This is a genomic window from Sphingopyxis sp. GW821-FHT12F08, from assembly GCF_058806755.1.
The window spans coordinates 44,273-68,892 of record NZ_JBXAQA010000007.1; the positions used below are offsets into that span (position 1 = coordinate 44,273).

Genomic DNA, 24,620 nt, shown 5'->3' on the forward strand with positions numbered 1-24,620 from the left:
CGATCCGGAGGACTGGATGGATCAAGGTCAGGTGCCCGAACGCGTATCGGCGGCGGATTTCATCCGTGGCTTCGCGAATTGGCGACTGCATTCGGCGAGGCGGCCCGTGGTGGTGACACATCATGGCAAGGATGCGCATGTGTTAATCTCGCTCGATGACTATCGCCGGCTCGGCGGAGTAGCGGATGCGGCGGCGGACGCGTCCGAGGCACAGATGCGCGATTCACACTCGATGCTGCTCGAATCGATCCGCGACAGCCTGATCCTCGTCGACCGGCAGCGGCGGATCGTCGCAATCAACCCCGCTGCGGGCGACATGCTCGAGGCGAGCACGGCGGCGCTTGCCGATCAACCGCTCGCTGCCGCGTTACCGATGATCGAGACCAGCCTGATCTTTCACCACATTCTGCGCATGATCGACCATCGCGAGCGCTTCTCGGGCGACCTGCCGTCGCTGCTGCGTCCGGGGCAGTGGCTGCATGTCGACCTGATCCCGCTACCGATCGGCGGCGCGATCGTGCTGCGCGACGTCAGCGACGCGATGGCCGCGCTCGAACGCGACGACGCGCGCGGGGCGGCGATCCGCGCGATCGAGGTCGACGGCGGCATCGGTCATGCCTGCATCTCGGTGCGCGAGGCGATCGAGCACGCCAATGACGCGCTGCTGGCGACGATCGGGGTCGGCGACGAGGCGATCCGCCGCGTGCGCTTTTCGGCGCTGCTCGCGCTCGGGCGGCGGCAGGCGTTCGCCGAGGCGCTGGAGGAGCTGTTCCGCACCGGGGTGCCGGTCCGGATCGAGTCCGAACTGGTAGCGCGCGACGGTGCCGCGGTGCCCGTGACGCTGTCGATCGTCGAACGGCGCGGCGCTTATGCCAGCGAGGGGGCCGTGGTGCTGGTGACCACGCGCCGCGCCGCCTAAAACCAGCTGCCGTGTTCGATCGCCGTGCTGTCCGCTGCGAGCGAGAAATATTGGCCGTCCCGCCCGACGACGATCGGGCCGTCGAAATGCGCCTCGGCGCCATCGAGGAATGCCGCATTCATATAGGATGACGGCATCGAAGGCACGATATGGCTGAGCACGAGCATGCGGACCCCCGCGACCTTCGCACTGTCGGCCGCCTGCGCCGGGCTGGCGTGGTAGTCGAGGATGTCGCGCATGATCTGCGCCGTCTGCCCACGCCCGGCCTTGTCGAGTTCGGCGGCGAGCGCCTTGACCATTTCCGGCTGCAACGCCTCGTGGATCAGGATGTCGGCGCCTTTCGATACGGTTTCGACCATTTTCGAGGGGCCGGTATCGCCGCTGATCACGACGCTGCGGCCTTTGTAGTCGAAGCGGTAGCCGACCGACGGCGTGACGGGGCGGTGGTCGACGGGAAAGGCGGTGACGCGGAGGCCGTCGGCTTCGTAGACCACGGTCGGCCCGGTCGGAATGGCGAAGGGCATCGCGACGGCGCCTGCGGCGGCGGGCGGCGTGATGGCCTCGCCATGGTGCGCGGTGCGATAGCCGTTGTCGAGTGCATAGGCGGCGTTGAAGCCCGTTACGACGCTCTCGACCCCGGTCGGGCCGTGGATGGGCAGGGGGCTGGTGTTGCCGCTGGCGGTCCAGCGCAGCAGCATCATCGGCCCCAAACCGTCGATATGGTCCGAATGATAATGGGTCAGGAATAGCGCTTTGATCCTGCCGTTGGGCAGGCCCATTTGCGCGATGTTGCGCGCCGCGCCTTCGCCGGCATCGACGACGATCATCGTCTTGCCCGCGATCACGACGGTGCAGGCGGCGGCGCGTTCGCGATTGGGGAGCGGGGATCCGGTGCCGCACAGGCCGACATGCAGGCCATCGGGCAAAGCCGCGAGGGTGTCGCGGCCGATGCTGCGCTCTACGCCGCGATCAAACAGCCACCAGCCGATCGGCGCCTGGAACGCCCAGGCGCAAAGCAGCGCCAGGCCGACGATCAGCGCCGCCGATAGCGCAGCGCATTTGCCTTTGCTCATCCTCGATCCCCCGCTGGTCCCGCACCGATCATGCGCCCGAACGCGGTGCTGGACAAGGGCGTGGAAGTTGGCGAAGTTGCCGCGTAACACGTAGCAAAATACAACTTACCTTTACGTAAGCGTGAACCGCTATTATAAGCCGGACACAGCCCTTGGGAGAATCACGATGGACATGGAGTTCAGCCCCGAAGACCTGGCCTTCCAGCAGGAAGTGCGCAGCTTCATCGCCGAAAATTACCCCGAAGAATTGCGCGGCAAGCAGGATGAGGGCGAAGAGCTGGCGAAGGAGGATTTCCTCGCCTGGCACAAGGTTCTATACAAAAAGGGCTGGGTCGCCCCGGCTTGGCCGGTCGAATATGGCGGCACTGGCTGGACTCCGACGCAGCGCTTCATCTTTTCCGAAGAAACCGCGCGCGCCGACTGCATCCGGCTGATGCCCTTCGGGCTCGCGATGGTCGGCCCGGTGATCTACACCTTCGGCACCCCCGAGCAAAAGGCGTACTTCCTTCCCCGCATCCTGTCGGGCGAGGATTGGTGGTGCCAGGGCTATTCGGAGCCCGGTGCGGGGTCGGATCTTGCCAGCCTGCGCACGACGGCGGTTCCCGACGGCAGCGATTACATCGTCAACGGCCAGAAGACCTGGACGACGATGGCGCAGCACGCCGACTGGGGCTTTTTCCTCGTCCGCACCGACAAGGAAGCGAAGCAGCAGGAAGGCATCAGCTTCCTTTTGATCGACATGAAGTCGCCGGGCATCACCGTGCGCCCGATCATCACGCTGGGCGGCGAGCATGAGGTCAATGAAGTGTGGCTGGAGGACGTCCGCGTCCCGCAGTCGCAGCGCGTCTACGAAGAGAATAAAGGCTGGACCTGCGCCAAGTTCCTGCTCGCGCACGAACGCACCGGCATCGCGGGCGTCGCGGCATCGAAGCGCGGCGTCGAGAAGGTCAAGGCGATCGCGCGCACCGAGCTCGACGGCGACAAGCCGCTGATCCAGAACGCCTTCTTCAAGCGCAAGATCGCCGAGCTCGAGGTCGACCTGACTGCGCTCGAATTTACCGAGCTGCGCAGCCTGGCGGGACCCAATGCGGGCCGCGGGCCGGGGCCGGAATCAAGCCTGCTCAAGATCAAGGGCTCGGAAATCCAGCAGCGGCTGACCGAACTGACGCTCGAAGCGGTGGGCCATTATGGCGCGCCTTACTTCCGCGGCTTCGGCGATGGCGACAACGAGCATCCGATCGGGCCCGACTATGCACACCGCGCGGCGCCGACCTATTTCAATGTCCGCAAGACGACGATTTATGGCGGGTCGAACGAGATCCAGCGCAATATCATCGCAAAGATGGTGCTCGGGCTCTAATCACATAATTGACGTCATCCCGGCGAAAGCCGTGATCTCGACCTCTCGCTATGACTCAGCGGTGAGATCCCGGTCTTCGCCGGGATGACGATGAAATCGAGGACAACGACAATGGATTTCACCTACACCGAAACGCAGGACATGATCCGCGACACGCTGGCCCGCTTCCTCGGCGACACCTATGATTTCGAGACGCGCCAGAAGTTCATCGCCAGCGACGAAGGCCGCGATCCCGCGATCTGGACCGCGCTGGCGCAGGAGCTGGGCATGCTCGGCGCGGCCTTTTCGGAAGAGCATGGCGGCCTTGGCGGCGGCGCTTTGGAAAATGCGATCATCATGGAAGAACTCGGCAAGGTGCTAGGTATCGAGCCGTACCTGCCGACCGTGGTCATCGCGGGCGGCGCGCTCAAGGCCGTCGGCGGCGCGCAGGCCGACAAATTCATCCCCGAGATCATCGCGGGCAACGTCATCGTCGCTTTCGCCTATGCCGAACCGCAGGGCCGCTACGACCTCGCCAACCTGCGTACCAGCGCGAAGAAGGACGGCGCGGGCTATGTGCTGAACGGCCACAAGGGCGTGGTCTATGCCGCGCCCTGGGCGACGCACCTGCTCGTCACCGCGCGCACCGGCGGCGGCCAGCGCGACCGCGACGGCGTGTCGCTGTTCTTGATCGACGCCAATCTGCCCGGCATCGTGCGCCGCGACTATCCGACCGTCGACGGCAGCCGCGCGTCGGAAATCTATTTCGAGAATGTCGCGATCCACGCCGACGCGCTGCTGGGCGGCGAGGGCGACGGGCTGGCGCTGATCGAACAGATCGTCGACGAGGCGACGGTCGCGGTGTGCGCCGAGGCAACGGGCGTGATGCAGAAGCTGCACGAAGGAACGCTGGAATATACGCAGCAGCGCAAACAGTTCGGCGTGCCGATCGCGAAATTCCAGGTGTTGCAGCACCGCATGGTCGACATGTTCATGGAGGTCGAACAGGCGCGGTCGATGACGATCATGGGCACGCTGAAGCTGGGCCTGCCCGCCGACGCGCGCAAGGCCGCGGTGTCGGCGGCGAAGAACAAGGTCGCGCGCGGTGCGAATTTCGTCGGGCAGAATGCGATCCAGACGCATGGCGGCATCGGCATTACGCAGGAACTGGCGATCGGCCATTATTTCAAGCGCGCGACGATGATCGAGGGCCAGTTCGGCAGCGCCGATTATCATATGGAGCGGTATGAGGCGCTGACTTTGGCGGAGTAGGGGCTGAAGTAGGTTTAGGGGGGTGTCAGATATCCTCCCCATCGACTTGCGATGGGGAGGTGGCAGCCGCGTAGCGGCTGACGGAGGGGCCGACGCCGTCAGGCGTCGGTGCGACCTTTCGGCCCCTCCACCACTCGCTTCGCGAGCGGTCCCCCTCCCCATCGCAAGTCGATGGGGAGGATATTTTGGGCAGCTTTGCACCCCAAGCGGCCCTCAGCCACTCATCAATAAGACAAATCGATCGCGATCCGGAGCGTCCTTGGCCGCAGCGGGGTCAGATAGCCCGCGCTGCCCTCGACGAAGGGCGTGCCGAGCGCGAAGCGGTTGCCCTTGGCGTCGAACAGGTTGGTCAGCGTCAGCGACAGGCCGCGGCGGTGGTTGCCCACGCGCATCGCGAGGCCGGTGTCGACATATTTGCCCTGGCCCTCGCCGAGGATCGGGCCGATGCCGAGCCGCGACGGGCCGACATAGTTCGCCCAGCCGTTGACCCGCAAATCCTCGTCGCCCATCGGCGCGGCATAGTTGAACGAGCCGCGTACCGCATATTTGGCGACATTGGGAATCTGGCCGAGGCGCTCGAGCAATTGCTCCTGCGGGATGGTGATCCCGATGTCGCCGCCCGCGGCGGCGGCGCGCACCGCGATGGTGCGCAGTTCGCCCGAGAAGAGCTCGGTCACGCGGCTGTGGTTATAGACCCCGCCAAGCTCGAACGACAATTCGGGGGTCGGGCGCACCGCGAAGGCGCCGGTAATGCTGGTGATCCGCCCGTCGCCGATATTGGCGGTGGTCGGGAAGCCGTTGGTGTCGATGAAATCGGCCTGGATGTCGCGCCAGCGGCTGTGCGAGACCGACAGGCTGGCGTCGAATGGCGTCCAGCCCTTTTCACCGAAGCGCACCCCGGCCTCGAGCGTCTGGACCTGGTCGTTGCGGAAGCGGCGGACGAAATTATTGTCGACCGCGAGCCCGCCGGGGCGGAAACCCTCCTGATAGCGGACGTAGAGCGTCACGTCGCGCATCGGCCTGGCGAGCAGCGAGGCCGAGGGCAGGAGGTCGGTTTCCGACCGGTGCGCGGTTTCGGCGCGGCCCGCGAAGGCAACGTCGAGCGGGATGTCCCTGCCGGCGCCGTCGAGGCGCGCATGCGACAGGCGGAGCCCGCCCGCGGCGATCAGGTTCGGCATCAGCTCGACCGTCGCCTCGCCATAGCCGGTGACTTCGGTGATGCGGTTGGAGACGCCGGTGAGCGGCATCTGGACGAAGGCGTCGCCGATCTCGCGACTCTGGCGCGTGCGATTGTCGAGGAGGCTGACGCCGACCACCCAGCCGAGCCCGTCGTCGAAGGGGCGCGACAGGCGCGTTTCGCTGACGAACATCCGCGTCGCGTTGCGCTGGTCGAGGATGCGCGGCGGGTCGTTCGGCTTGCTGGCGTCGAAGCGTTCGAACAGCCGGTGGCTGACGAAGGCGTTCGACGACTGGAAGAACAGCCCGTCCCAATCCTTCATCACGACGATCGTGCCGAGGCCGTATTTCGCCTTGGCATTTTGCTCGACCCTCGAATTGCGGATCAGCGGCGGAGCGTTCTTGTCCGAATATTGCGCGTCCTGCGAATTGATCGTCTGGTAGACGCCGCCGAAATCGATCGTCCAGTCATCGCCTGCATCGACGCGGAAGGTCGCGCGGCCACCGCGGACGTCGACACGGTTGACGTCGTTCTGCCCGAGCATCGGATTGTCGATATAGCCGCCGTCGCTAAGTATATAGCCGACGAGGCGCAGCGCGTGGCCGCCGTCGCCGACGGGCAGATTGACGATCGCGCCGAGGTCGCCGCCTGGGTCGCCGTGCTGTGTTACCGATACTCCAGCGATCGCCTGCACCGTCTGGCGATTGGGGTCGGGGGCGTTGGGGACGGCGCGGATGATGCCGCCGAGCGAACCCGCGCCGTAGAGCGTGCCCTGCGGCCCTTCGAGAATCTCGACATTCTGGATGTCGTAGAGGCGCAGGTCGGGGTCGGGCGCGTTGTAGCTGAGGCGTATGTCGCCGAGATACTGGCCGACGGTCGACTGGGTCGGCCCGGTGAAGCTGGAATCGGCGATGCCGCGGATGAACAGCTTGTTGCGCCCCGACCCCAGGTGGGTCGAGGAGACGGTGGCCATGCGCGAGAGGATCGATTCCATCCCGCGCTCGCCGCCGAACGCCAAATCGCCGCCATCCAGCGCGGTGGCGACGCCCGCAAAGCTTGCGTAGGGAATGTCGGTCTTCGAGGCGGTGACGATGATCTCGTCGTCGGGCCCGGCGACGAGGTTGTCGGGCTCGCGCGCTCGGGGCGGCGGTGGTTTTGGCGGCGAGGTGGCGCGGCGCGCGACTTTGGGCAGTGGCGGGAGCCGTTCGATGCGCCAGCTGGTCGCGCCGACGCGCACCGCGCGCGCGTCCGAGCCCGCGAGCATGCGGCGGATCGCCTCGTCGACGCTCATCCGCCCGCGCACCTTCTTGACGCGGTTGCCCCACAGCCCGGCATCGGCGACGCTGATGCTCACTCCGCCCTGTCGGCTGAGCAGCGGCAGGCTGCTCGACAAATTGCCCTTGGGCACGTCGAACGCGCGTTCCTCGGCGGCCTGCGCGGCGGCAGGAACGGCGAGCATCGCGATCGCGGCAACAAGGGGCAGGCTGCGCTGCATCGCTAGCGGGTCAGCACCCAGCCGTCGCCGCGCCGCTCGGCGCGGGTGCCAGACAGCGCCGCGAGATCGGCGACGGCGCGCGCCTTGTCGGCGCCGATCACGAGCGCGCCGCGGAAGGGGAGGTTCGCGGCCTCGGGCGAGACGCTGACCGTGATGCCGGCGGTGCGGCCGAGGTCGCCCGCGACCACAGCAAGCGGCGTGTCGGCATAGACGAGCTGGCCGTTGCGCCAGCCGCCGATCGTCGCGCTGTCAACCTTGCGCACGGTCGGCGCCTTTTTGTCGCCGTCGCGCGCCTCGATGCCTTCGCCCGCGACCATGCGTACATTGTCGCGGTCGGGGTTATAGACGACGATGCCTTCCGAGACCGCGACCGTGGTCGCACGGTCACGGCGGACGACGTTGAAGGCGGTGCCGAGGTCGACGAGCCGTGCGCCGCCCGTTTCGACCACGAAGGGATCGGATTCGCGGTGGACGATCTGGAACATTGCCTCGCCGCTTTCGAGCCGGGCGAAGCGCGGGCGCGCTTCGTCGAGCGTGACGACCGAGCCGCCGTTGACCTCGATCTTCGACCCGTCGGCTAGCGCGAGGACGCGGTGTTCGCCGGGGGCGGTTTCGATGCGGTTGGGGTCGCCGAACAGGCCGAGGTTGGGGACGGTGATCGCGGCGACGAGCGCGGCGGCGAGCGCCCCGCCGAACCAGGCGCGGCGCGACGTACGGACGCGGGGGGCTTCGTCGTTGGCGGCGACGGGGACGGCGGGCCGTGCGGGGAGGGCACCCAAGTCGGCGTCGAGCAGTGCGACGGCGTCATAGGCCTCGGCGTGCGCCGGATCCGCGGCGAGCCAGTCGGCGAAACCGTCCCAGTCGGCGAAACCAGGGTCGCGCTGGGCGATGACCCAGTCGATCGCGCGGGCTTCGATCATGGCGGCGTCAGGACGCATCGAACTGCCTCCTGACCGCGGCGAGCGCCGCATAGACTTTGCGCAGGTCGGCCTCGACCGTGCTGAGGCTGACGCCTTGCTCGGCGGCGATGTCGCGCTGGGCGACGCCGTCGACGCGGAAGCGGCGGAAGATGCGCGCGGCGCGCGCGCCGGTCGCCTCGATTACGGCTTCGACCTGGTCGAGCTGCTGGCGCGAGATCAGCGCGGCCTCGGCCGAAGGGGCCTCGGTCGCGGCATTCTCGCCCCACGCCTTGTCGCGCAGCTCGCGCTGGCGCGACGAGCGGTAGCGGTCGAGCATCAGGTTGTTCGCGGCGCGCATCACATAGGAGAGCGGATCGGCGACCGGGCCGGTAAGGCGGTCGGTGAGGCGCATCCACAGGTCCTGGAACAGATCCTCGGCGCCCGCGCCCGCACCGCGCACTTCGAGGAAGCGGATGATGCGCGCGCGGTTGGCGAGCAATACCCCTTCGATGCCCTGCATGGGCTGCGGTGCGTCGGTCGCCTCTGTCATGGATCGGTTGATTCGGAACGCCATCTGCTGCTTTTCGGCACCTGCCTGGCCGGTGCCCCACGTCCCCCTGGCGGGGCCGTCATATAGCGCGCCCAGCGCGGCGCGCAACCGCGGCATGGCCTCTCCCGCATCGAAACGACGCTCGCGGGAAAGAGGGAAGGGGGCGGTGGCGGCAATCATGATCCTCGTTCGTTCATCAAATCAAAGGGCAAGGGGGAAGCGGAGGGTGGGGTGGGTGCTTCCCCCTTGCCGGGACAAGGTCGGACCCGGGGGCTTAGAGACCGACCTTGAGGCTCGCACGGAAAGACCAAGCCACATGGCTTTGCTGTTCTTCCGCGGAGAGTTCGCCGCCAACCTGGAATGCAGAGTTGCCGGCGATCCCGCGGAGGCGGCCGACCCAGCCGCTCGTGCGATCATCAGGGGTGAGGGTGAAAGGGGTGCCGTCCTTGAACGACGCCGTCGTGGTGCCGAGCGAACCGCCGACGATCTGGCGGCGGCCGCCCTCGAACTCGAAGCGCGTCCAGCCGTCATATTCGTCCTCGCCGCCGAAATCGAGGCCGACCGCAACGGTGCCCGACACCGCCAGCTCGTCGCTGTCGCGGCCGAGCACGGTGAGGTCGAGCGCGTCGCCGCCGCCGGTTTCGGTGTAGCCGTCTTCCTGCAGCTTGTAATAGTCGACCGCGACCGCCGGGCGGAACGAGATGCCGCCGAGGCGGGTGTCATAGGCGACCGAGCCCGCGGCCGACCACAGCGTGCCGTCCCACTTGGCGCGCATCTCCTCGTTGATGTCATCGGCGCCGGCTTCGGCCTGGAAAAGGCGCGTGCCCTTGAAGCTGACCGGTGCGCCCGAGACACGGGCGCTGGCGAGGATGCCGTTCGAACGCAGGCGCCAGTGGAGCGCGCCCTCGAACTGGCTCGACGACACTTCGTTGGCGTTCGCCTTGTTGCCGTCCTTGCCGCTGAGATAGCCGATCGAACCGCCGAAATTGCCGAGGTCGGTCTTGATCTCGGCACCGAGCGAGACGCCCCAGCCGGTAACGTCGTAGCCGGCGGTGTCGCCGATGCTCTTCGACGTGCCCCAGGCCGCCTGGTTGATCCAATAGCCCCATTTGCCCTGGTCCTGGAACGGGGCGTTGGGGTCCATCAGGTAGCGGGCGAGGGCGCGCGAGCCCGAGGTGACGGTTTCGAACACGCCGCCTTCATGCTCGGGCAGCATCTGGCTGAGCTGGGTCTTGAACTGCGACTGGTCGGTGATGTCGAGGAAGACCTGTTCGATGTCCTCATCGGCCGCCAGCGCGTCGATCACCGCGTTGAAGGCGCCGCCTTCCGACCGGTTGAGGCCGAGTTCGGTCACGCTCTTGCGCGACACGTCGACGATCAGCTGGGTGGCGTTCGAGGTCAGCGTGCCCTTGTAGAGGAAGGGGAGCAGCGTCGTCGTGGTGGTGAGGTTGTTCGCGCCGGTGAGCGTGCCAGCGGTCAGCACGACATGCTGGCCCTCGGCATTGTCGAGGCTGGTGAGGCGCAGCGCGAGCTTCGATTCGGCGCCGAAGCTGGCGTTGCCGGTCACCTGGATCGCGGTGCCGGTGTTGCCGCCGTCGAGCGTCACGCCGAGCACGCCCTTGTCGGTGACCGCGAGCGACGCGATGGTCGCCGCGCCGACGACGTCGAAGGTGCCGCCGCCCACCGCGACCGCCAGGCCCTGCGCATTGGCGAGACGGCCCGAGAACATCGCGGTGCCGCCGATGGTCAGCGTGTCGCTGCCGCCGCCGAAATCGGCGACGCCGCCGAATTTCGAAGTACCGGCGAGGGTCATGATGTCGTTGCCGCCGCCGAAGGTCGCGGTGCCGTCGAAGGTACCGTCGCCCGACAGCGCGAGCGTGTTGTTGCCGGTACCGAAGAAGGCGTCGCCGTTCATCGAACCGTCGGCGATGTCGATCAGGTCGTTGCCGACCCCGAAGCGCACGTCGCCGATGATCGCCGGCGCAGCGATGCCCGACGCGACCGCGGTCTGCTTGACCGAGGCGCCGCCGAGATTGCTCGACAGGTCGATCGCGATATTGCGATCCGAGACGCCGAGCGCGCCCGTCGCCGAGATGGTGCCGCTGTTCTCGACCGTGCCGACGGTGCCCGACAGGTCGACGATGCCGCGCGCGGTGCCATTATCGCCCGCCGCCTTCGAGGCGATGGTACCGCTGTTGCGGATCAGCCCGACATTGCTGCCGGCCTCGACGACGATGCCGGTGGTGATCGCGGTCGCGGCGTTGCCGCCCTGCGCGTCGACCTTGCCCGCGTTGCGGATTTCGGCGAGCGTTGCGCCCGCGCCGACCTGGATCGCGGTCGCCGAGGCGCCGTTCGAGATGGCCGTGACGAGGCCCGCGCTGCCGATCGCGACGCCGCCGGCGATGTTCACATTGCCGCCGAGACCGCCGATCTGCATCGCGGTGGCGTTCTTGCCGGCATAGAGGCCATTGCCGAGGATCGTACCGTCGACGATCACGCCGAAGCCGGTGCCGGTGCCCGGGACCGCGCCGATGGTGACGTCGCGCCCGGCCGCGCCGATGCGCACCGCGGGGGCCGAGCCGAAGGAACGGACGACCGCCGAGCCTTCCTTGGCGTCCTCGATGCCGTCCTTGTCCTCGTCATTGTCGGTGGTGCTGGCGTCCTTGGGCGGGACTGCGAAGATGACACCGCCGGTGATGTCACCCTCGATCGACAGCGCGGGGCCGCCGTTCAGCAGGTCGTCGGCATCGAGCTTCGACGGGTCGGTCGGCGGCGTGGTGAAGCGATAGCCGGTCGAGGTCAGGTTGCCCTGGACGACGAGCGAACCGGCGATGTTGCCGCCGAGCCGGGCGGCGGTCGCGTCGAGGCCGGTCGCGGTGATCGTGCCCGCGAGGCGGACGTTGCCGGTGACATTCTGGAGCCCGACACCGAGCGCGCGGTCGCCGAGCACCGAGATCGTCCCGTCGGTCGTGAAATTGCCGGTTAGCGGGCCACCGAGGCGGATGCCTGCCGAGTCATTGCCCTCGATCGTGATCGCGCCCGAATTCAGGATGTTACCGTTGAAGGCACCGAGGGTCTCGATGCCGACGCGATTGCTGCCGATCGCAAAGGCGCCGTCGATGTCGCCGTCATTGTCGATATCGGTCGGCGCATAGCTTTCGTCGATGATGATTTTGCCGGTGGACGTGTTGGTGATGGCGCTCGTCGTGCCGGCGTTGGCCACAATACCCTTCGAGCCATCGGCGTTGGTGATCTGGATCGTGCCTTCGTTGACGAATTTGTGGTTGCTGTCGATCGTGACCGCGGTGCCCGAGGCCGGCATGATCGACCCCGAAGCCGCGAGCCGCGCATCGTCGGGGGTCGTGCCGCCGTTGACGGTCGAGGAGCGGATCGGCGTGGTAAGCGCATTCCCAATCACGGTTTCGGCAAAGGCGGGAGTGGCCATGACAGCCACCAGGCAGGTCGACGCGAGCAGGGTCTTGCGCATTGAGTTCCTCTTGAAATCGGGGCGGGAAAGCTCCCGCGACAATGGCTTGACGGAGCGGACGGGGCGCAGCCTTGGAAAATAGTGCCGGTCCGGACAGGAAAAGTGTCGCAACTTGTCGCAATCGTAACCACAGCCATTGCGTCCTGCGGCCCAATTTGCTGAATGATCGGGGGAGCAGGCTATCCCCAAGCCCGAAAAGGTTCTTCGAATGCGAAACTATGGGCGGTCGATGCTGCGGCTCGGCGCTGTCTGCATGGCGTTGACGATGCTCGCCGCCTGTTCGGCGGGCGACGACGACAGCAAGGGCGGGCGACAGGCGCCCGAGGTCGGCTATGTCGTCGTCCAGCCGGGGGCGGTGCCGGTGCCGATCGAACTCGGCGCGCGCACCGTCGCCTTCGAAACGAGCGAGGTGCGGCCGCAGATCAATGGCATCATCCTGCGCCGCCTGTTCGAACAGGGCAGCTATGTCCGCGCCGGGCAGCCGTTGTTCCAGATCGATGGCAGTCTGTATCGCGCCGCGGTCGACCAGGCGTCGGCCAATCTGTCGAGCGCGCGCGCCAGCGCCGAGGCGGCCAAGGTCCGCGCCGACCGCTTCAGGCCGCTCGCCGAGATGGAGGCGATCGCCAAGCAGGATTATACCGACGCCGCGGCGCAGGCACGCGTTGCGAGCGCCGTCGTCGCGCAAAATGCGGCGGCGCTCGAAACCGCGCGGATCAATTTGCGCTATACGACGATCAGCGCGCCGATCAGCGGGCGCATCGGGCGCACCCTGTTCACTGCGGGCGCGCTGGTCAACGCGAACCAGGCCGATGCGCTGGCGGTGATCCAGCGGACCGACCCCATCTATGTCGACATGCAGCAGTCGAGCGCCGAGCTCACGACGCTGCGCCAGTCGATCGCTTCGGGCGGCGTGCTACCGGGCAGCGCCAATGTGCGGCTGCTGCTCGAGGACGGCAGCCCCTATGGCTTTACCGGGACGATCGAGTTTTCCGAGGCCGTCGTGAGCGAGGGCACCGGGACGGTCACGCTGCGCGCGCGTTTCCCGAATCCCGAGGGAACCTTGCTGCCCGGCATGTTCGTGAAGGCGGTGTTCGACCAGGCGATCGAGCAGAACGCCTTTCGCGTGCCGCAGGCGGCGATGCAGCGCGACTTCGACGGGTCGGCCTTCGTCTATCTGGTCGGCAAGGACAATAAGGCGATGCGCCGCAAGGTCACCGCCGAACGGACGCTGGGCACCGACTGGATCGTTACCGAAGGCCTGAAGGCGGGCGAGCGCGTGATCAGCCAGGGTCTCGGAAACCTGCGCCAGGGGCAGGCGATCCGCCCGGTCGCGGCGACCAGCCCCCAACGCGTGGGCGCGCCGAAGAGTGGCGGCGCGGGCGGGCAAGCGAAGAAGGGCGACTGACCGCCGATGTCGCGCCTGTTCATCGATCGCCCGATCTTCGCCTGGGTGCTGGCGATCATCGTCATGCTGGGCGGGGTCGGCGCGCTCTATCTGCTGCCGATCGAGCAATATCCCGACATCGCCCCGGCACAGGTCAATATCCGCGCGAGCTATCCCGGCGCCTCGGCCGAGACGATCGAGAACAGCGTTACGCAGGTGCTGGAGCAGCAACTGACCGGCATCGACGGGCTGCTCTATTTCAGTTCGCAATCGAGCTCGCGCGGGCAGGCGAACATCACCGCGATCTTCGCCAAGGGCACCGACCCCGACATCGCGCAGGTGCAGGTCCAGAACAAGATCCAGTCGGCGCTGTCGCGCCTGCCGCAGCAGGTACAGGCGCAGGGCATCCGCGTCACCAAGTCCAATTCGGACACGCTGCTGCTCGTCGGCGTTTACGACGAGACCGACACGCGCGTGAACCAGGACGTGTCCGACTATATGGCGTCGAACATCCAGGATCCGCTGTCGCGCGTCGAGGGGGTCGGCGAGGTCAATATCTTCGGCGCGCCGCACGCGATGCGCATCTGGCTGAACCCGCAGCGGCTGGCGGCGGTGGCGCTGATGCCGAGCGACGTGATCTCGGCGATCAGCGCGCAGAACAGCGAGGTCGCGGCAGGCGACGTCGGCGGGCTGCCGTCGCCGCGGGGACAGATGCTGAACGCGACCGTCACCGCGCAGTCGCGCATGCAGACGGTGCCCGAGTTCGAGAATATCGTGCTCAAGACGCTGCCCGACGGATCGAGCGTGCGGATCAAGGACGTCGCGCGGGTCGAGATCGGCGCCGAAAGCTATGCCGTGATCAGCCGGATCAACGGCCACCCCGGCGCGGGCATGTCGATCTCGCTGTCGCCCGGCTCCGACGCGCTGGAGACCGCCGACCGGGTCAAGGCCCGCATGGAGGAACTCGCCGCCGATTTCCCCGACGGGCTGACCTACAGCTATGCCAATGACTCGACCGAGTTCATCAAGCTGTCGGTGAGCGAGGTGCAGAAGTCGCTGTTCGAGGCGATCCTGCTCGTCATCCTGGTGATGTTCGTCTTCCTGCAGAGCTGGCGCGCGGTGCTGATCCCCGCGATCGCGGTGCCGGTGGTGCTGCTCGGGACCTTCGCGATCTTCTATATGCTGGGGTTCAGCATCAACACGCTGACCCTGTTCGGGCTGACGCTGGCGATCGGCCTGCTCGTCGACGACGCGATCGTCGTGGTCGAAAATGTCGAGCGATTGATGGAAGAAAATCCCGGCATGTCGGCGCGCGAGGCGACGATCCAGTCGATGCAGGAGTTGCAGGTCGCGCTGATCGCGATCGCGCTGGTGCTGTCCGCGGTGTTTCTGCCGATGGCCTTCTTCGGCGGGTCGACGGGGGTCATCTACCGCCAATTCTCGGTCACCATCATTTCGGCGATGATGCTGTCGGTGCTCGTCGCGCTGATCCTGAGCCCGGCGCTGACCTCGACCCTGCTCAAGCCCAAGGATCATGGCGAGGCCGGCACGGCGGGCGGGCGCTTTCCCCGTGCGCGCGCCGTTTTCGAGCGTGCGAAAAACGGCTTCAACATGCGCTTCGATAATATGGTCGAGCGCTATGTCGGCAGCGTGACCAAGGTGGTCGACCGCAAATGGCTGTTCCTCGGAATCTATGCGGTGCTGCTCGTGGTGCTCGTCTTCCTCTTCCTGCGCCTGCCCGGCGGCTTCCTGCCGGGCGAGGACCAGGGCCGCGTCCAGATCCAGTTCCGCCTGCCTGCGGGCGCGACGCAGGAACGCACGCTGCAGGTGCGCGACGAGATCGAGAAATATATGCTTACGCAGGAGAAAGCGAACACCGGCGCGCTGTTCCTGATCGCGGGCGGCGGCGGCGGTTCGGCCGCGGGGCAGAATACGGGGCAGGGCTTCGTCAACCTCGTTCATTGGGACGATCGTCCCGGCGAGGATCGCACCGCCGATGCGATCGCCGAGCGCGCGCGCAAGGCGCTGAGCGGCCTGCGCGATGCACAGATCTTTGCGCTGGTGCCGGGCGCGGTGCGCGGGCTGGGCGACTCGTCGGGCTTCACGATGCAGTTCCAGAACCGCAGCGGGATGAGCCGCGAGCAGTTCGTCGAGGCGCGCGAGAAACTGCTCGCGATGGCCAACGCCAACCCCAAGCTGACCTCGGTGCGCCTGTCCGACCTGCCCGACGTCGCGACGCTCAAGATCGACATCGATACCCAGCGGCTCAACGCTTATGGCATCGCCAACAGCGATGTGAATGCGACGCTGTCGGCGGCGTGGGGCGGGCGCTACGTCAACGACTTCATCGACAAGGGGCGCGTCAAGCGCGTCTATGTCCAGGGCGATGCGCCCTATCGCGCCAAGCCCGAGGATCTGGGGCAATGGTATGTCCGCTCGAACGACGGCGAGATGTCGCCTTTCTCGGCCTTCGCCAAGACCGGCTGGTCGACCACGCCGAGCAGCAGCTCGCGCTTCCAGGGCGTGCCCGCCTTCGAAATCTCGGGCCAGCCGGCGCCGGGCACCAGCTCGGGCGAGGCGATGGACGAGATGGAGCGGATGGCGGGGGAAATCCCGGGGACCAGCGTCGCCTGGTCGGGCTCCTCCTATCAGGAGCGGCTGTCGTCGGGGCAGGCGCCCTTCCTCTACGCCATCTCGCTGCTGGTGGTCTTCCTGTGCCTCGCCGCGCTCTACGAAAGCTGGTCGATCCCCTTCGCGGTGATCCTCGTCATCCCGCTGGGGCTGATCGGCGCGGTGTTTGCGGTGAACCTGCGCGGGCTGGAGAATGACGTCTATCTCCAGATCGGGCTGCTCACGACGATGGGGTTAGCTGCGAAGAATGCGATCCTGATGATCGAGTTCGCCGAGCAGGAGGAGCGCAAGGGCAAGCGCGTGATCGAGGCGGCGGTCGAGGCGGCGCGCATCCGCCTGCGCCCGATCCTGATGACCAGCTTTGCCTTCATCTTCGGCGTGCTGCCGCTCGCGATCGCGACCGGGGCGGGGGCGAACAGCCGCGTCGCGATCGGCACCTCGGTGATCGGCGGCATGCTGACCGCGGCCTTCCTCGCGATCTTCTTCATCCCGCTGTTCTTCGTGCTCGTCCGCCGGGGCGTGCGCGACGGGCTGAAGGCGGTTCGCGAATGGCTAGGCCGGCGCCGCGGCGGCACGGCAGCGACGGCATGAAGCGCGCGCTGATCCTCGGCGCCGCGACGCTCGCGCTCGGCGCCTGCTCGCTCGCGCCCAAATATGTCCAGCCGGCGCCGCCGGTGCCGACCTCGTGGCCCGTCGGCGACGCCTATCTGGCGCAGAGCGAGGCGGCGCTGCCGCGCGTGACGCTGAACGACTTGTTCCGCGATCCGCGGCTGCAGCAGCTCATCGGGCAGGCGCTCGCGAACAACCGCGACCTGCGCATCGCCGCCGCCAATGTCGCCGCGGCGCGCGCGCAGGTGCGCGTGACGCGCTCGGCGCAATTTCCCGCCATCGGCGTGAGCGGCTCGGCCGATTATACCGACGGCGGCATCGCGGGCGGCGTCGCGGCCGGCGGGCGCGAAAGCTATGCGCTGCAGGCGGGGGTGTCGGCGTTCGAGCTCGACCTGTTCGGGCGGCTCGCCAATGCGACCGCCGCCGAACGCGACCGCGCCTTTGCCACCGAAGCCGCCGCACGCACGGTACGCCTCGCGCTGATCGCCGACCTCGCCGAGGCCTGGACCAATCACGCCGCCGACCGCGAACTGCTGGCGATCGCGCGCGATACCGCCGACAGCGCGCGGCGTAGCGTCGTGCTGACCCGCGCGCGGCTCGAGGGCGGGGTCGCGCCGCGCACCGACCTGCGTCAGGCCGAACAGGTGCTCGCGACCGCCGAGGGCGACCTCGCGCTACAGACCGCGGCGGTGGCGCAGGACGAGAATCTTATTCGGCTGCTCGTCGGCGCCGACTATGACAAGGCGCTGCTGCCCGCGAGCCTCGACGAGGTCAGCGCGTCGATCGCGACCTTGCCCGCGGGTACCAACTCGCGAATCCTGCTGCGCCGCCCCGACGTGATCGAGGCCGAATATCTGCTGCGCGCCGCCAATGCCGACATCGGCGTCGCGCGCGCGCGATTGTTCCCGACGATCTCGCTGACCGGGCTGCTCGGCTTCGCGAGCGACGCGCTGGGCTCGCTGTTCACCGGCGACGCCTTGCGCTTCACCGCGGGCGCCGACGCCAGCCTGTCGATCTTCGACGCGGGCGGGCGCCGCGCCGGGGTCGCGGTCAGCGAGGCGCAGCGCGACGCTGCGCTCGCCGCCTATGAACGCGCGATCCAGACCACTTTCCGCGAAGTCGCCGACGCGCTCGCCGACCAGGGCACGCTCGGCGAACGGCTGCGCGCGGCCAACGCCAACACCGAAGCGGCGGCCGATACCGCACGCCTGACCGACGCGCGTTATCGTGGCGGCGTCGACAGCTTCCTATCGAGCCTCGACGCCCAGCGCAGCCTCTACAGCGCGCGGCGGAGCGGGATTGCGGTCGAACTGGCGGCGGTGCGGAACAGGATTACATTGTTCCGAACGCTCGGCGGTTTGCCCGACTGATCATCCCGCAACGATACGGTTCTTGCCCGACGATTTGGCAGAGTACAGCGCCATGTCGGCGCGGCCGACCAGATCGTCGAGTCCGGCGTCGCCTGGCTGCAGTTCTGCGATGCCGAAGCTGCTGCACAACCGGGCGCCGGGTGCTCTTGGGAACAGCAGTTGCGTCAGATCGGACTGGATACGCTCGGCGACGATTGCGGCTTGCGGCGCGCGGCTGTTCGGAAGGATCAGGATGAACTCGTCGCCGCCCAGGCGGCCAACGATATCGTCCTTGCGGAGCGATCGCTGGAGGACGTCGGCAAAGCACTGCAGCGCGGTGTCGCCCGCCGCATGGCCGAATTCGTCGTTCAGGCGCTTGAACCCGTCAAGGTCGGAGGCGATCACCGACAGCCGCGTGTCGTGACGGCGCGCCGCAGCAAATGCGCGGCCGCCGAAATCGCCTAGCCCACGGCGGTTGAACACCAGCGTCAGCGGATCGACGAGCGACTGCATCAACAATTTCGCCGACAAGTCCCCCGCAACCATCAGGATCGCGGCGATGCCGGTGCCGATGAAGATCGGCGGCAACCCCATGACCAAAATGGTGCGATAGAGGTTCAGCCAGTCCTCAGCACGGGTTGTCGCCGCCTGGAAGCCGACGGTCAGCAAGAGCAGTTCGTAGCATGCGAAAAGGACGAGAAGCGCGGCATAGGTGATCTCGGCCGCACGCGCGGTGTGCCCGATCGGTAGCAGCCGGTACGCGCCGGCCGCCATGGTGCACGCGGTGTAGAGCGGGAGGAGGAAAGCGAGCACCAGATTGGCATCGATTGCGAAGGACACGAATCCCGCCAGCGCGGCAACCGCAAGCGCCGTCGCGATGATGCCGCGTAGCGGCGTACCGGGATCGCGCCGCCGCCGGATTCCGGCATAGGCCAGCGCGACGCTGGCGATCAGACAGACGCCCGACAGATACATCATTGGGGTGCTCTTGAGGCTCAATCCCGCCATATTGGTGAGCCACTGTAGCGTCGATGCCGCATAGGCCCCGGCCCAGAGAAGGATGTGCCGCTCGCGCGAAAATTGCAGCCAGGCCAGCGCCATCGCGCCGGTCATCACCACGCTTGTGAAGAGCAGCAGTGAAATCAGGAAATTGAGTGACGCCATCCAGGACAACCCCCTCCGATTGTTCTTCGGGCAAGGATTAGCCGCCGACCGGGCTCCGGCAACAGAAATCTGCGGTTTGCCCGGATGAAGGTGGCGGAGCGGGTGGGATTCGAACCCACGATAGGCTTTTGACCTATACTCACTTTCCAGGCGAGCGCCTTCGACCACTCGGCCACCGCTCCGCATGCACTGGAAGGCGCGCCCTAATCGCTTGGCGGGGCTTTCGCAAGTCGGATAGGCGTGGCAGACGGATGGCATGAACCATCGTTTCCTTGCCGCCGCTGCGGTACTCGCGCTTTCCTCTTCCGTCGCCGCGCAGGAGGCGTCGCCGCCGCCGTCGCCGGGCGAGATCGCCGCCGCGGCGCCGGCGAGCGACTGGATCGCGATTCCGGCGTCGGATATGCTGGTCATAGACTTGGCGCCCGATGCAGCGGGCAAGGCGCGCCGCGTCGTCATCCAGTTGATGCCCGCGCCCTTCGTCGCGGGGTGGGTGGGCAACATTCGCAAGCTCGCTGCCGCGCATTGGTGGGACGGGACGAGCGTCAACCGCCTGCAGGACAATTACGTAGCGCAATGGGGCGACGCGACCGAGAGGAAGGCGCTGCCCGAGGGTTTGGCGACTGTGCCCGAAAGCGACTATGTTCTCAGCGGGGACGCCGCCTATAGCCTGAAACGGCTGATCGTCGATCACGAGCGCGCGCTGATGGCCGATCCCTATTGGCGCAGCGGCGGCTATAGCTTTGCGAACGGCATGCCGGTCGCACTCGACGATGTCCGGCTGTCCGGCTTGCCCGACCCCAACCCGGCCAAGGCTTGGCCGATCCATTGCTACGGCGCGGTCGGCGTCGGCCGCAACCTGTCGCCCGATACTGGCAGCGGCGCCGAACTCTACACGGTGATCGGCCATGCGCCGCGCCACCTCGACCGGAATATCGCCGTCGTCGGCCGTGTGATCAGCGGAATCGAGCATCTGTCGAGCCTGCCGCGCGGGACCGGTGGGCTCGGCTTCTACGAAGACGCGAGGGAGCGGGTGCCAATCGCGTCGATCCGCATCGCCAGCGATCTGCCCGCCGCCGACCAGCCGAGGTTCGAATATCTGTCGACCGACAGCAGCAGCTTCCAGCGCTACGCCAACGCCCGCGCGAACCGGCGCGATCCCTTTTTCAACGTGCCCGCCGGCGGCGCCGACATCTGCAATATCCCGGTGCCGGTGCGCGCGGTGAAATAGGGACGGTGGAGACCTTCACCACCACCACGCCGCTATGGCGCTGGCAATCGGCGACCGCGCCCGCTGCCTGGTTCTTCCTGACCATCGCGGGCGAGGCGGCCGACGGGATCCGCTTTGCCGCGATGTCGGGGCAATGGCTCGACAAGCGCGGCGGGTTCGGCTCGGCGCGGGTGAGCGTGGCGATCGGCGAGACCGTCTGGCAGACCTCGGTCTTTCCGCACAAGGAGAGCGGCGGCTGGCTGCTGCCGGTCAAGGCCGCGGTGCGCAAGGCCGAGGGGATCGCCGAGGGCGACGACGTGACGGTGACCGTCAGTCTTTAGGTGGGGTTTTGGCCTTGCCCTCGCGCGCCTGCGCCTTTCTTTTGCGCAGATTTTCGCGCAGCGCATCGGCCAGGCGGCGTTCGCGTTCGAGGTCGGCGGGGGAGGGCGGCTTGCTCACGGGCCGTCCATGCGCGCGAAATCTGTCCAGCGTCAAGCCTATCGCCTTGACAGGCGAAGGGCGCCCCGCCATAGGCCGCGCCTGCCCCGCAGACATGCGTTCGCGGGCGCCCGGTTGCTGCTGTAGCTCAGTGGTAGAGCGCGTCATTGGTAATGACGAGGTCGACAGTTCAATCCTGTCCAGCAGCACCATTTCCTACCATCTGCAAGGCTCTGCCCTCGGGGCGACTGACTGCCCGCCCCGGCGCCCTGCCGCTGAATCGCGCGCGTCAGATCTTCGCGCCGAGCAGCCAGTCGTGGAACAGCTTGACCGCCGGCTGGCGCAGCGCGCGCGGGCGGCACACGAACCAGTAGCTGTACGGGCTGTCGACGTCGAAATCGAACAGCCGGACGAGCCGCGGGTCGTGCGCATCGTCGAAATGATGGCCGTGCATGAAGGCGACGCCGATGCCCTGCGCCGCGGCCTCGAGCATCAGCGGCCCCGAATCGAAATAGTCGATTCCCGCAGGCTCGAGATACGGCATGCCGATCGCCTTGCGCCATTCGCCGAAGGTCTCGGGCATTTCGCGGTGGAGCAGGATCGTCGCGCGCTGGAGCTGTTCGGGGACGGTGATCGGGCGGTTGCAGTCGGTGAGCGTGCGGGCGGCGATCGGGAAGACCTTGTCCTGATCGAGCCGCGCGGCATAGAGCGCCGGATCGATCGAGCGCGCGAGCGCGATCGCGGCGTCGATGCCCTCGCCGAGCCGCGCCTCGGCGTGCGACATCGTCTCGATATCGATATGCAGCTCGGGATGCTTTTGCCGGAGCTCGGGCAGGCGCGGGAAGAGCCGCTGCTGCGCGAAGAGCGGCAGGACGTTGAGGTGGAGGCGCAGCGACGCGTCGGGGCTGCCCGCCTGCGCGATGACGCTGCGCAAATCGTCCAGAATCGGCGATAGCTGGTCCTGCAGCGCACGCCCCGCCTCGGTCAGCCGCAGCCCATGATGGTGGCGATCGAACAGCGGGCGGCCGACGGCATGCTCGAGCGTCTGGATGCGCCGCGACAGCGCGGGCATTGACAGGCCAAGCTCGATCGCCGCGGCCTTGACCGTGCCATGCCGGGCAACCTCGAGAAAGGCTTCCATGCTGCTGAGGGGGGGGAGGCGTGCCATGATCGTTCGCCCGCAATGATGACATGACACCGCGCGTCCTGCCAGACTTTTGTGCACTGCGTCATAAGCTTGGGGTCGCAAAGGGGGAACGACCTCCCTATCTTCGCCGTTCTGACCATTTTGCGGGAGACACGCCTTGGCCGACGCAGCGGTGAAAGAAAAACAGGTCAAACTGCAGGTTGCCAACGCGCGGGCCGAGGAAAGCGGCGGCGGCATCGCGCGAATCCCGCGCGCGGCCATGGCCGAACTGGGGCTCTCCGAGGGCGATATCGTCCAGATCAGCGGCAAGCGCGACACCGCGTCGCGCGTCGTTTTGCCCTATGCCGAGGACGAGGGGCTCGACGTCATCCGCCTCGACGGGCTGCAGCGCGCCAATGCCGGCGCGGGCGCGGGCGACATGGTGGCGCTGACCCGCGTCGAGACGCGCCCCGCGGCGCGCGTGGTGTTCGCCCCGGCGCAGGAGAATCTGCGGCTGCAGGGCTCGGCCAATGCCTTGAAACGCAGCTTCTTCGGGCGGCCGCTGGTCGCGGGCGACACGGTGGCGACGGCGGGGCAGCAGCGGCTGCCGTCGGGCGACATGCCACCGCAGCTGCGCCAGATGCTCAACGCTCCGGCTTACGCGTTGGCCGAGGTGCGCCTGCTCGTGGTGTCGGCGAGCCCCAAGGGCGTCGTCTTCATCGACGAAAATACCGAGATCGAGCTGCTGCCCGAATTTCAGGAGCCGCAGGACGCACGGCGCACCGACGTCACCTATGACGATCTGGGCGGGCTGGGCGAGACGATCGACCAACTGCGCGAGATGGTCGAGCTGCCCTTGCGCTATCCCGAGCTGTTCCGCCGCCTGGGCGTCGATCCGCCGCGCGGGGTGCTGCTGCACGGGCCGCCGGGAACCGGCAAGACGCGGCTGGCGCGCGCGGTCGCCAACGAGAGCGAGGCGCAATTCTTCCTGATCAACGGGCCCGAGATCATGGGGTCCGCCTATGGCGAGTCCGAAAAGCGGTTGCGCGATATCTTCGAGCAGGCCGCGAAGGCCGCGCCGTCGATCCTGTTCATCGACGAGATCGATTCGATCGCGCCGAAGCGCGGGCAGGTGCAGGGCGAGGCCGAAAAGCGGCTCGTCGCGCAATTGCTGACGCTGATGGACGGGCTGGAGCCGCGAACCAACCTGGTGGTCATCGCCGCGACCAACCGCCCCGACGCGATCGACGAGGCGCTGCGGCGCCCGGGCCGTTTCGACCGCGAGATCGTCATCGGCGTCCCCGACGAAAAGGGACGGCGCGAGATATTGGGGATCCATACGCGCGGTATGCCGCTGGGCGAGGATGTCGATCTGGACGAGCTCGCACGCACGACCTTCGGTTTCGTCGGCGCCGACATGGCGGCGCTGACGCGCGAGGCGGCGATCGAGGCGGTGCGGCGGATCATGCCCAAGCTGAACCTCGAGGAAGGGACGATCCCGCCCGAGGTGCTCGACGAACTGCGCGTGACGCGCGCCGACTTCAACAATGCGCTGAAACGCGTCCAGCCGTCGGCGATGCGCGAGGTGATGGTTCAGGCGCCCAAGACGCGCTGGAGCGACATCGGCGGGCTCGACGCCGCGCGCGACAAGCTGATCGAAGGGATCGAACTGCCGCTGAAGAATCCCGAGGCGTTCCGGCGGCTGGGGATTCGGGCCGCGAAGGGCTTCCTGCTCTATGGTCCGCCGGGCACGGGCAAGACCCTGCTCGCCAAGGCCGCGGCGCGCGAATCCGACGCCAACTTCATCTCGATCAAGTCGTCGGACCTCTTGTCGAAATGGTATGGCGAGAGCGAGCAGCAGATCGCGCGGCTGTTCCAGCGCGCCCGCGCGGTCGCGCCGACGATCGTCTTCATCGACGAACTCGACAGCCTGGTGCCCGCGCGCGGTAGCGGCACGTCGGGCGAGCCGCAGGTGACCGAGCGCGTCGTCAACACGATCCTCGCCGAGATGGACGGGATCGAGGAAATGCAGTCGGTCGTCGTGATCGGCGCAACCAACCGCCCGAACCTGATTGATCCCGCGCTGCTGCGCCCGGGACGGCTCGACGAACTGATCTATGTGTCGGTGCCCAATGCCGAGGGACGGCGGCGCATCCTCGAGATCCAGACAGGCAAGATGCCGCTCGACAAGGATGTTGACCTGGGAGTGCTCGCCGAGAAGTCGGATCGCTTCACCGGCGCCGATCTGGAAGACCTCACGCGCCGCGCGGGCCTTGCCGCGCTCAAGCGCTCGATGGGCGCCGAGACGGTGACGATGGAGGATTTCGAAACCGCGCTGAAGGACACGCGCGCCTCGGTCACCGAGGCAATGGAGAAGGATTATGAAAAGATCCAGGGCGAGATCAAACAGAATGCGATGAGCGTCGACCCGATCGGCTTCTTCGCGCCGGGCATGCTCAAGCCCGTGCGCGAAAGGAAGCACGAGGAGTCGAAGGATTAAA

At 67.3% G+C, this 24,620-nt stretch carries 17 protein-coding genes and 2 tRNA genes; 10 read left to right on the plus strand and 9 right to left on the minus strand.

Annotated elements, in window-relative coordinates; all coding sequences use genetic code 11:
• Positions 1-16 precede the first annotated feature (16 nt).
• Entirely contained in the window at positions 17-919 is a 903-nt protein-coding gene (locus AC1RNQ_RS18270; RefSeq protein ID WP_493173423.1) for a PAS domain-containing protein, read from the plus strand.
• Here the strand turns inward: AC1RNQ_RS18270 and AC1RNQ_RS18275 are convergent.
• Entirely contained in the window at positions 916-1,992 is a 1,077-nt protein-coding gene (locus AC1RNQ_RS18275) for an MBL fold metallo-hydrolase (RefSeq protein ID WP_493173425.1), read from the minus strand. The genes AC1RNQ_RS18270 and AC1RNQ_RS18275 overlap by 4 nt on opposite strands.
• 166 nt (positions 1,993-2,158) lie before the next feature.
• On the opposite strand from AC1RNQ_RS18275, the gene AC1RNQ_RS18280 reads away from it, so the two are divergent.
• Complete coding sequence (locus AC1RNQ_RS18280) at positions 2,159-3,352, plus strand: acyl-CoA dehydrogenase family protein (protein ID WP_493173427.1); 1,194 nt, start codon at positions 2,159-2,161, stop codon at positions 3,350-3,352.
• Between the two features lie 111 nt (positions 3,353-3,463).
• Positions 3,464-4,603, plus strand: coding sequence for an acyl-CoA dehydrogenase family protein (locus AC1RNQ_RS18285; protein WP_493173429.1), 1,140 nt, complete (start codon positions 3,464-3,466; stop codon positions 4,601-4,603).
• 224 nt (positions 4,604-4,827) lie between these two features.
• Here the strand turns inward: AC1RNQ_RS18285 and AC1RNQ_RS18290 are convergent, their stop codons facing one another.
• From AC1RNQ_RS18290 to AC1RNQ_RS18305, 4 genes are all read right to left on the minus strand, one after another.
• Positions 4,828-7,239: a TonB-dependent receptor gene (locus AC1RNQ_RS18290; RefSeq protein WP_493173431.1), complete on the minus strand. Its 2,412-nt coding sequence runs from the start codon at positions 7,237-7,239 to the stop codon at positions 4,828-4,830.
• Between the two features lie 38 nt (positions 7,240-7,277).
• Positions 7,278-8,213 carry a FecR family protein gene (locus tag AC1RNQ_RS18295; protein WP_493173433.1) on the minus strand — a complete coding sequence of 312 codons (936 nt, stop codon included), beginning with the start codon at positions 8,211-8,213 and terminating at the stop codon, positions 7,278-7,280.
• Entirely contained in the window at positions 8,203-8,841 is a 639-nt protein-coding gene (locus tag AC1RNQ_RS18300; RefSeq protein ID WP_493173434.1) for an RNA polymerase sigma factor, read from the minus strand. The genes AC1RNQ_RS18295 and AC1RNQ_RS18300 overlap by 11 nt, the downstream gene beginning before the upstream one ends.
• A gap of 157 nt (positions 8,842-8,998) precedes the next feature.
• On the minus strand, positions 8,999-12,211 hold the full coding sequence (locus tag AC1RNQ_RS18305; RefSeq protein WP_493173436.1) for an autotransporter outer membrane beta-barrel domain-containing protein: 3,213 nt from the start codon (positions 12,209-12,211) through the stop codon (positions 8,999-9,001).
• 208 nt (positions 12,212-12,419) lie between these two features.
• On the opposite strand from AC1RNQ_RS18305, the gene AC1RNQ_RS18310 reads away from it, so the two are divergent.
• From AC1RNQ_RS18310 to AC1RNQ_RS18320, 3 genes are read left to right on the plus strand one after another with little or no spacing between them, the layout of a single operon-like run.
• Positions 12,420-13,616: an efflux RND transporter periplasmic adaptor subunit gene (locus AC1RNQ_RS18310; protein WP_493173438.1), complete on the plus strand. Its 1,197-nt coding sequence runs from the start codon at positions 12,420-12,422 to the stop codon at positions 13,614-13,616.
• 6 nt (positions 13,617-13,622) lie between these two features.
• Positions 13,623-16,817, plus strand: a complete 3,195-nt coding sequence (locus AC1RNQ_RS18315; protein ID WP_493173440.1) for an efflux RND transporter permease subunit — start codon at positions 13,623-13,625, stop codon at positions 16,815-16,817.
• On the plus strand, positions 16,814-18,205 hold the full coding sequence (locus AC1RNQ_RS18320) for an efflux transporter outer membrane subunit (protein WP_493173942.1): 1,392 nt from the start codon (positions 16,814-16,816) through the stop codon (positions 18,203-18,205). Before AC1RNQ_RS18315 ends, AC1RNQ_RS18320 begins: the two co-directional genes overlap by 4 nt.
• Here AC1RNQ_RS18320 and AC1RNQ_RS18325 read toward each other — a convergent pair whose 3' ends face one another.
• Together AC1RNQ_RS18325 and AC1RNQ_RS18330 are read right to left on the minus strand one after the other, a co-directional pair.
• A complete protein-coding gene (locus AC1RNQ_RS18325; RefSeq protein ID WP_493173442.1) occupies positions 18,206-19,348 on the minus strand; it encodes a GGDEF domain-containing protein in 1,143 nt (380 codons plus the stop codon).
• 91 nt (positions 19,349-19,439) lie between these two features.
• Positions 19,440-19,530: transfer RNA gene (locus tag AC1RNQ_RS18330), tRNA-Ser, on the minus strand.
• A 74-nt stretch (positions 19,531-19,604) separates the two neighbouring features.
• Between AC1RNQ_RS18330 and AC1RNQ_RS18335 the strand changes: the two genes are divergently transcribed.
• Together AC1RNQ_RS18335 and AC1RNQ_RS18340 are read left to right on the plus strand one after the other, a co-directional pair.
• Positions 19,605-20,576 carry a peptidylprolyl isomerase gene (locus tag AC1RNQ_RS18335; protein ID WP_493173444.1) on the plus strand — a complete coding sequence of 324 codons (972 nt, stop codon included), beginning with the start codon at positions 19,605-19,607 and terminating at the stop codon, positions 20,574-20,576.
• Positions 20,577-20,581: 5 nt separating this feature from the next.
• Positions 20,582-20,896, plus strand: coding sequence for a DUF1905 domain-containing protein (locus AC1RNQ_RS18340; RefSeq protein WP_493173446.1), 315 nt, complete (start codon positions 20,582-20,584; stop codon positions 20,894-20,896).
• Here the strand turns inward: AC1RNQ_RS18340 and AC1RNQ_RS18345 are convergent.
• Complete coding sequence (locus tag AC1RNQ_RS18345) at positions 20,886-21,014, minus strand: hypothetical protein (protein ID WP_493173448.1); 129 nt, start codon at positions 21,012-21,014, stop codon at positions 20,886-20,888. The genes AC1RNQ_RS18340 and AC1RNQ_RS18345 overlap by 11 nt on opposite strands.
• Before the next feature lie 116 nt (positions 21,015-21,130).
• Between AC1RNQ_RS18345 and AC1RNQ_RS18350 the strand changes: the two genes are divergently transcribed.
• A tRNA-Thr gene (locus AC1RNQ_RS18350) sits at positions 21,131-21,205 on the plus strand.
• 77 nt (positions 21,206-21,282) lie between these two features.
• Here AC1RNQ_RS18350 and AC1RNQ_RS18355 read toward each other — a convergent pair.
• Complete coding sequence (locus AC1RNQ_RS18355; protein WP_493173450.1) at positions 21,283-22,161, minus strand: LysR substrate-binding domain-containing protein; 879 nt, start codon at positions 22,159-22,161, stop codon at positions 21,283-21,285.
• A gap of 136 nt (positions 22,162-22,297) precedes the next feature.
• Between AC1RNQ_RS18355 and AC1RNQ_RS18360 the strand changes: the two genes are divergently transcribed.
• Positions 22,298-24,619 (plus strand): CDC48 family AAA ATPase, encoded by a 2,322-nt coding sequence (locus AC1RNQ_RS18360; RefSeq protein ID WP_493173452.1) that lies wholly within the window; start codon positions 22,298-22,300, stop codon positions 24,617-24,619.
• The last annotated feature ends 1 nt before the right edge of the window (position 24,620 follow it).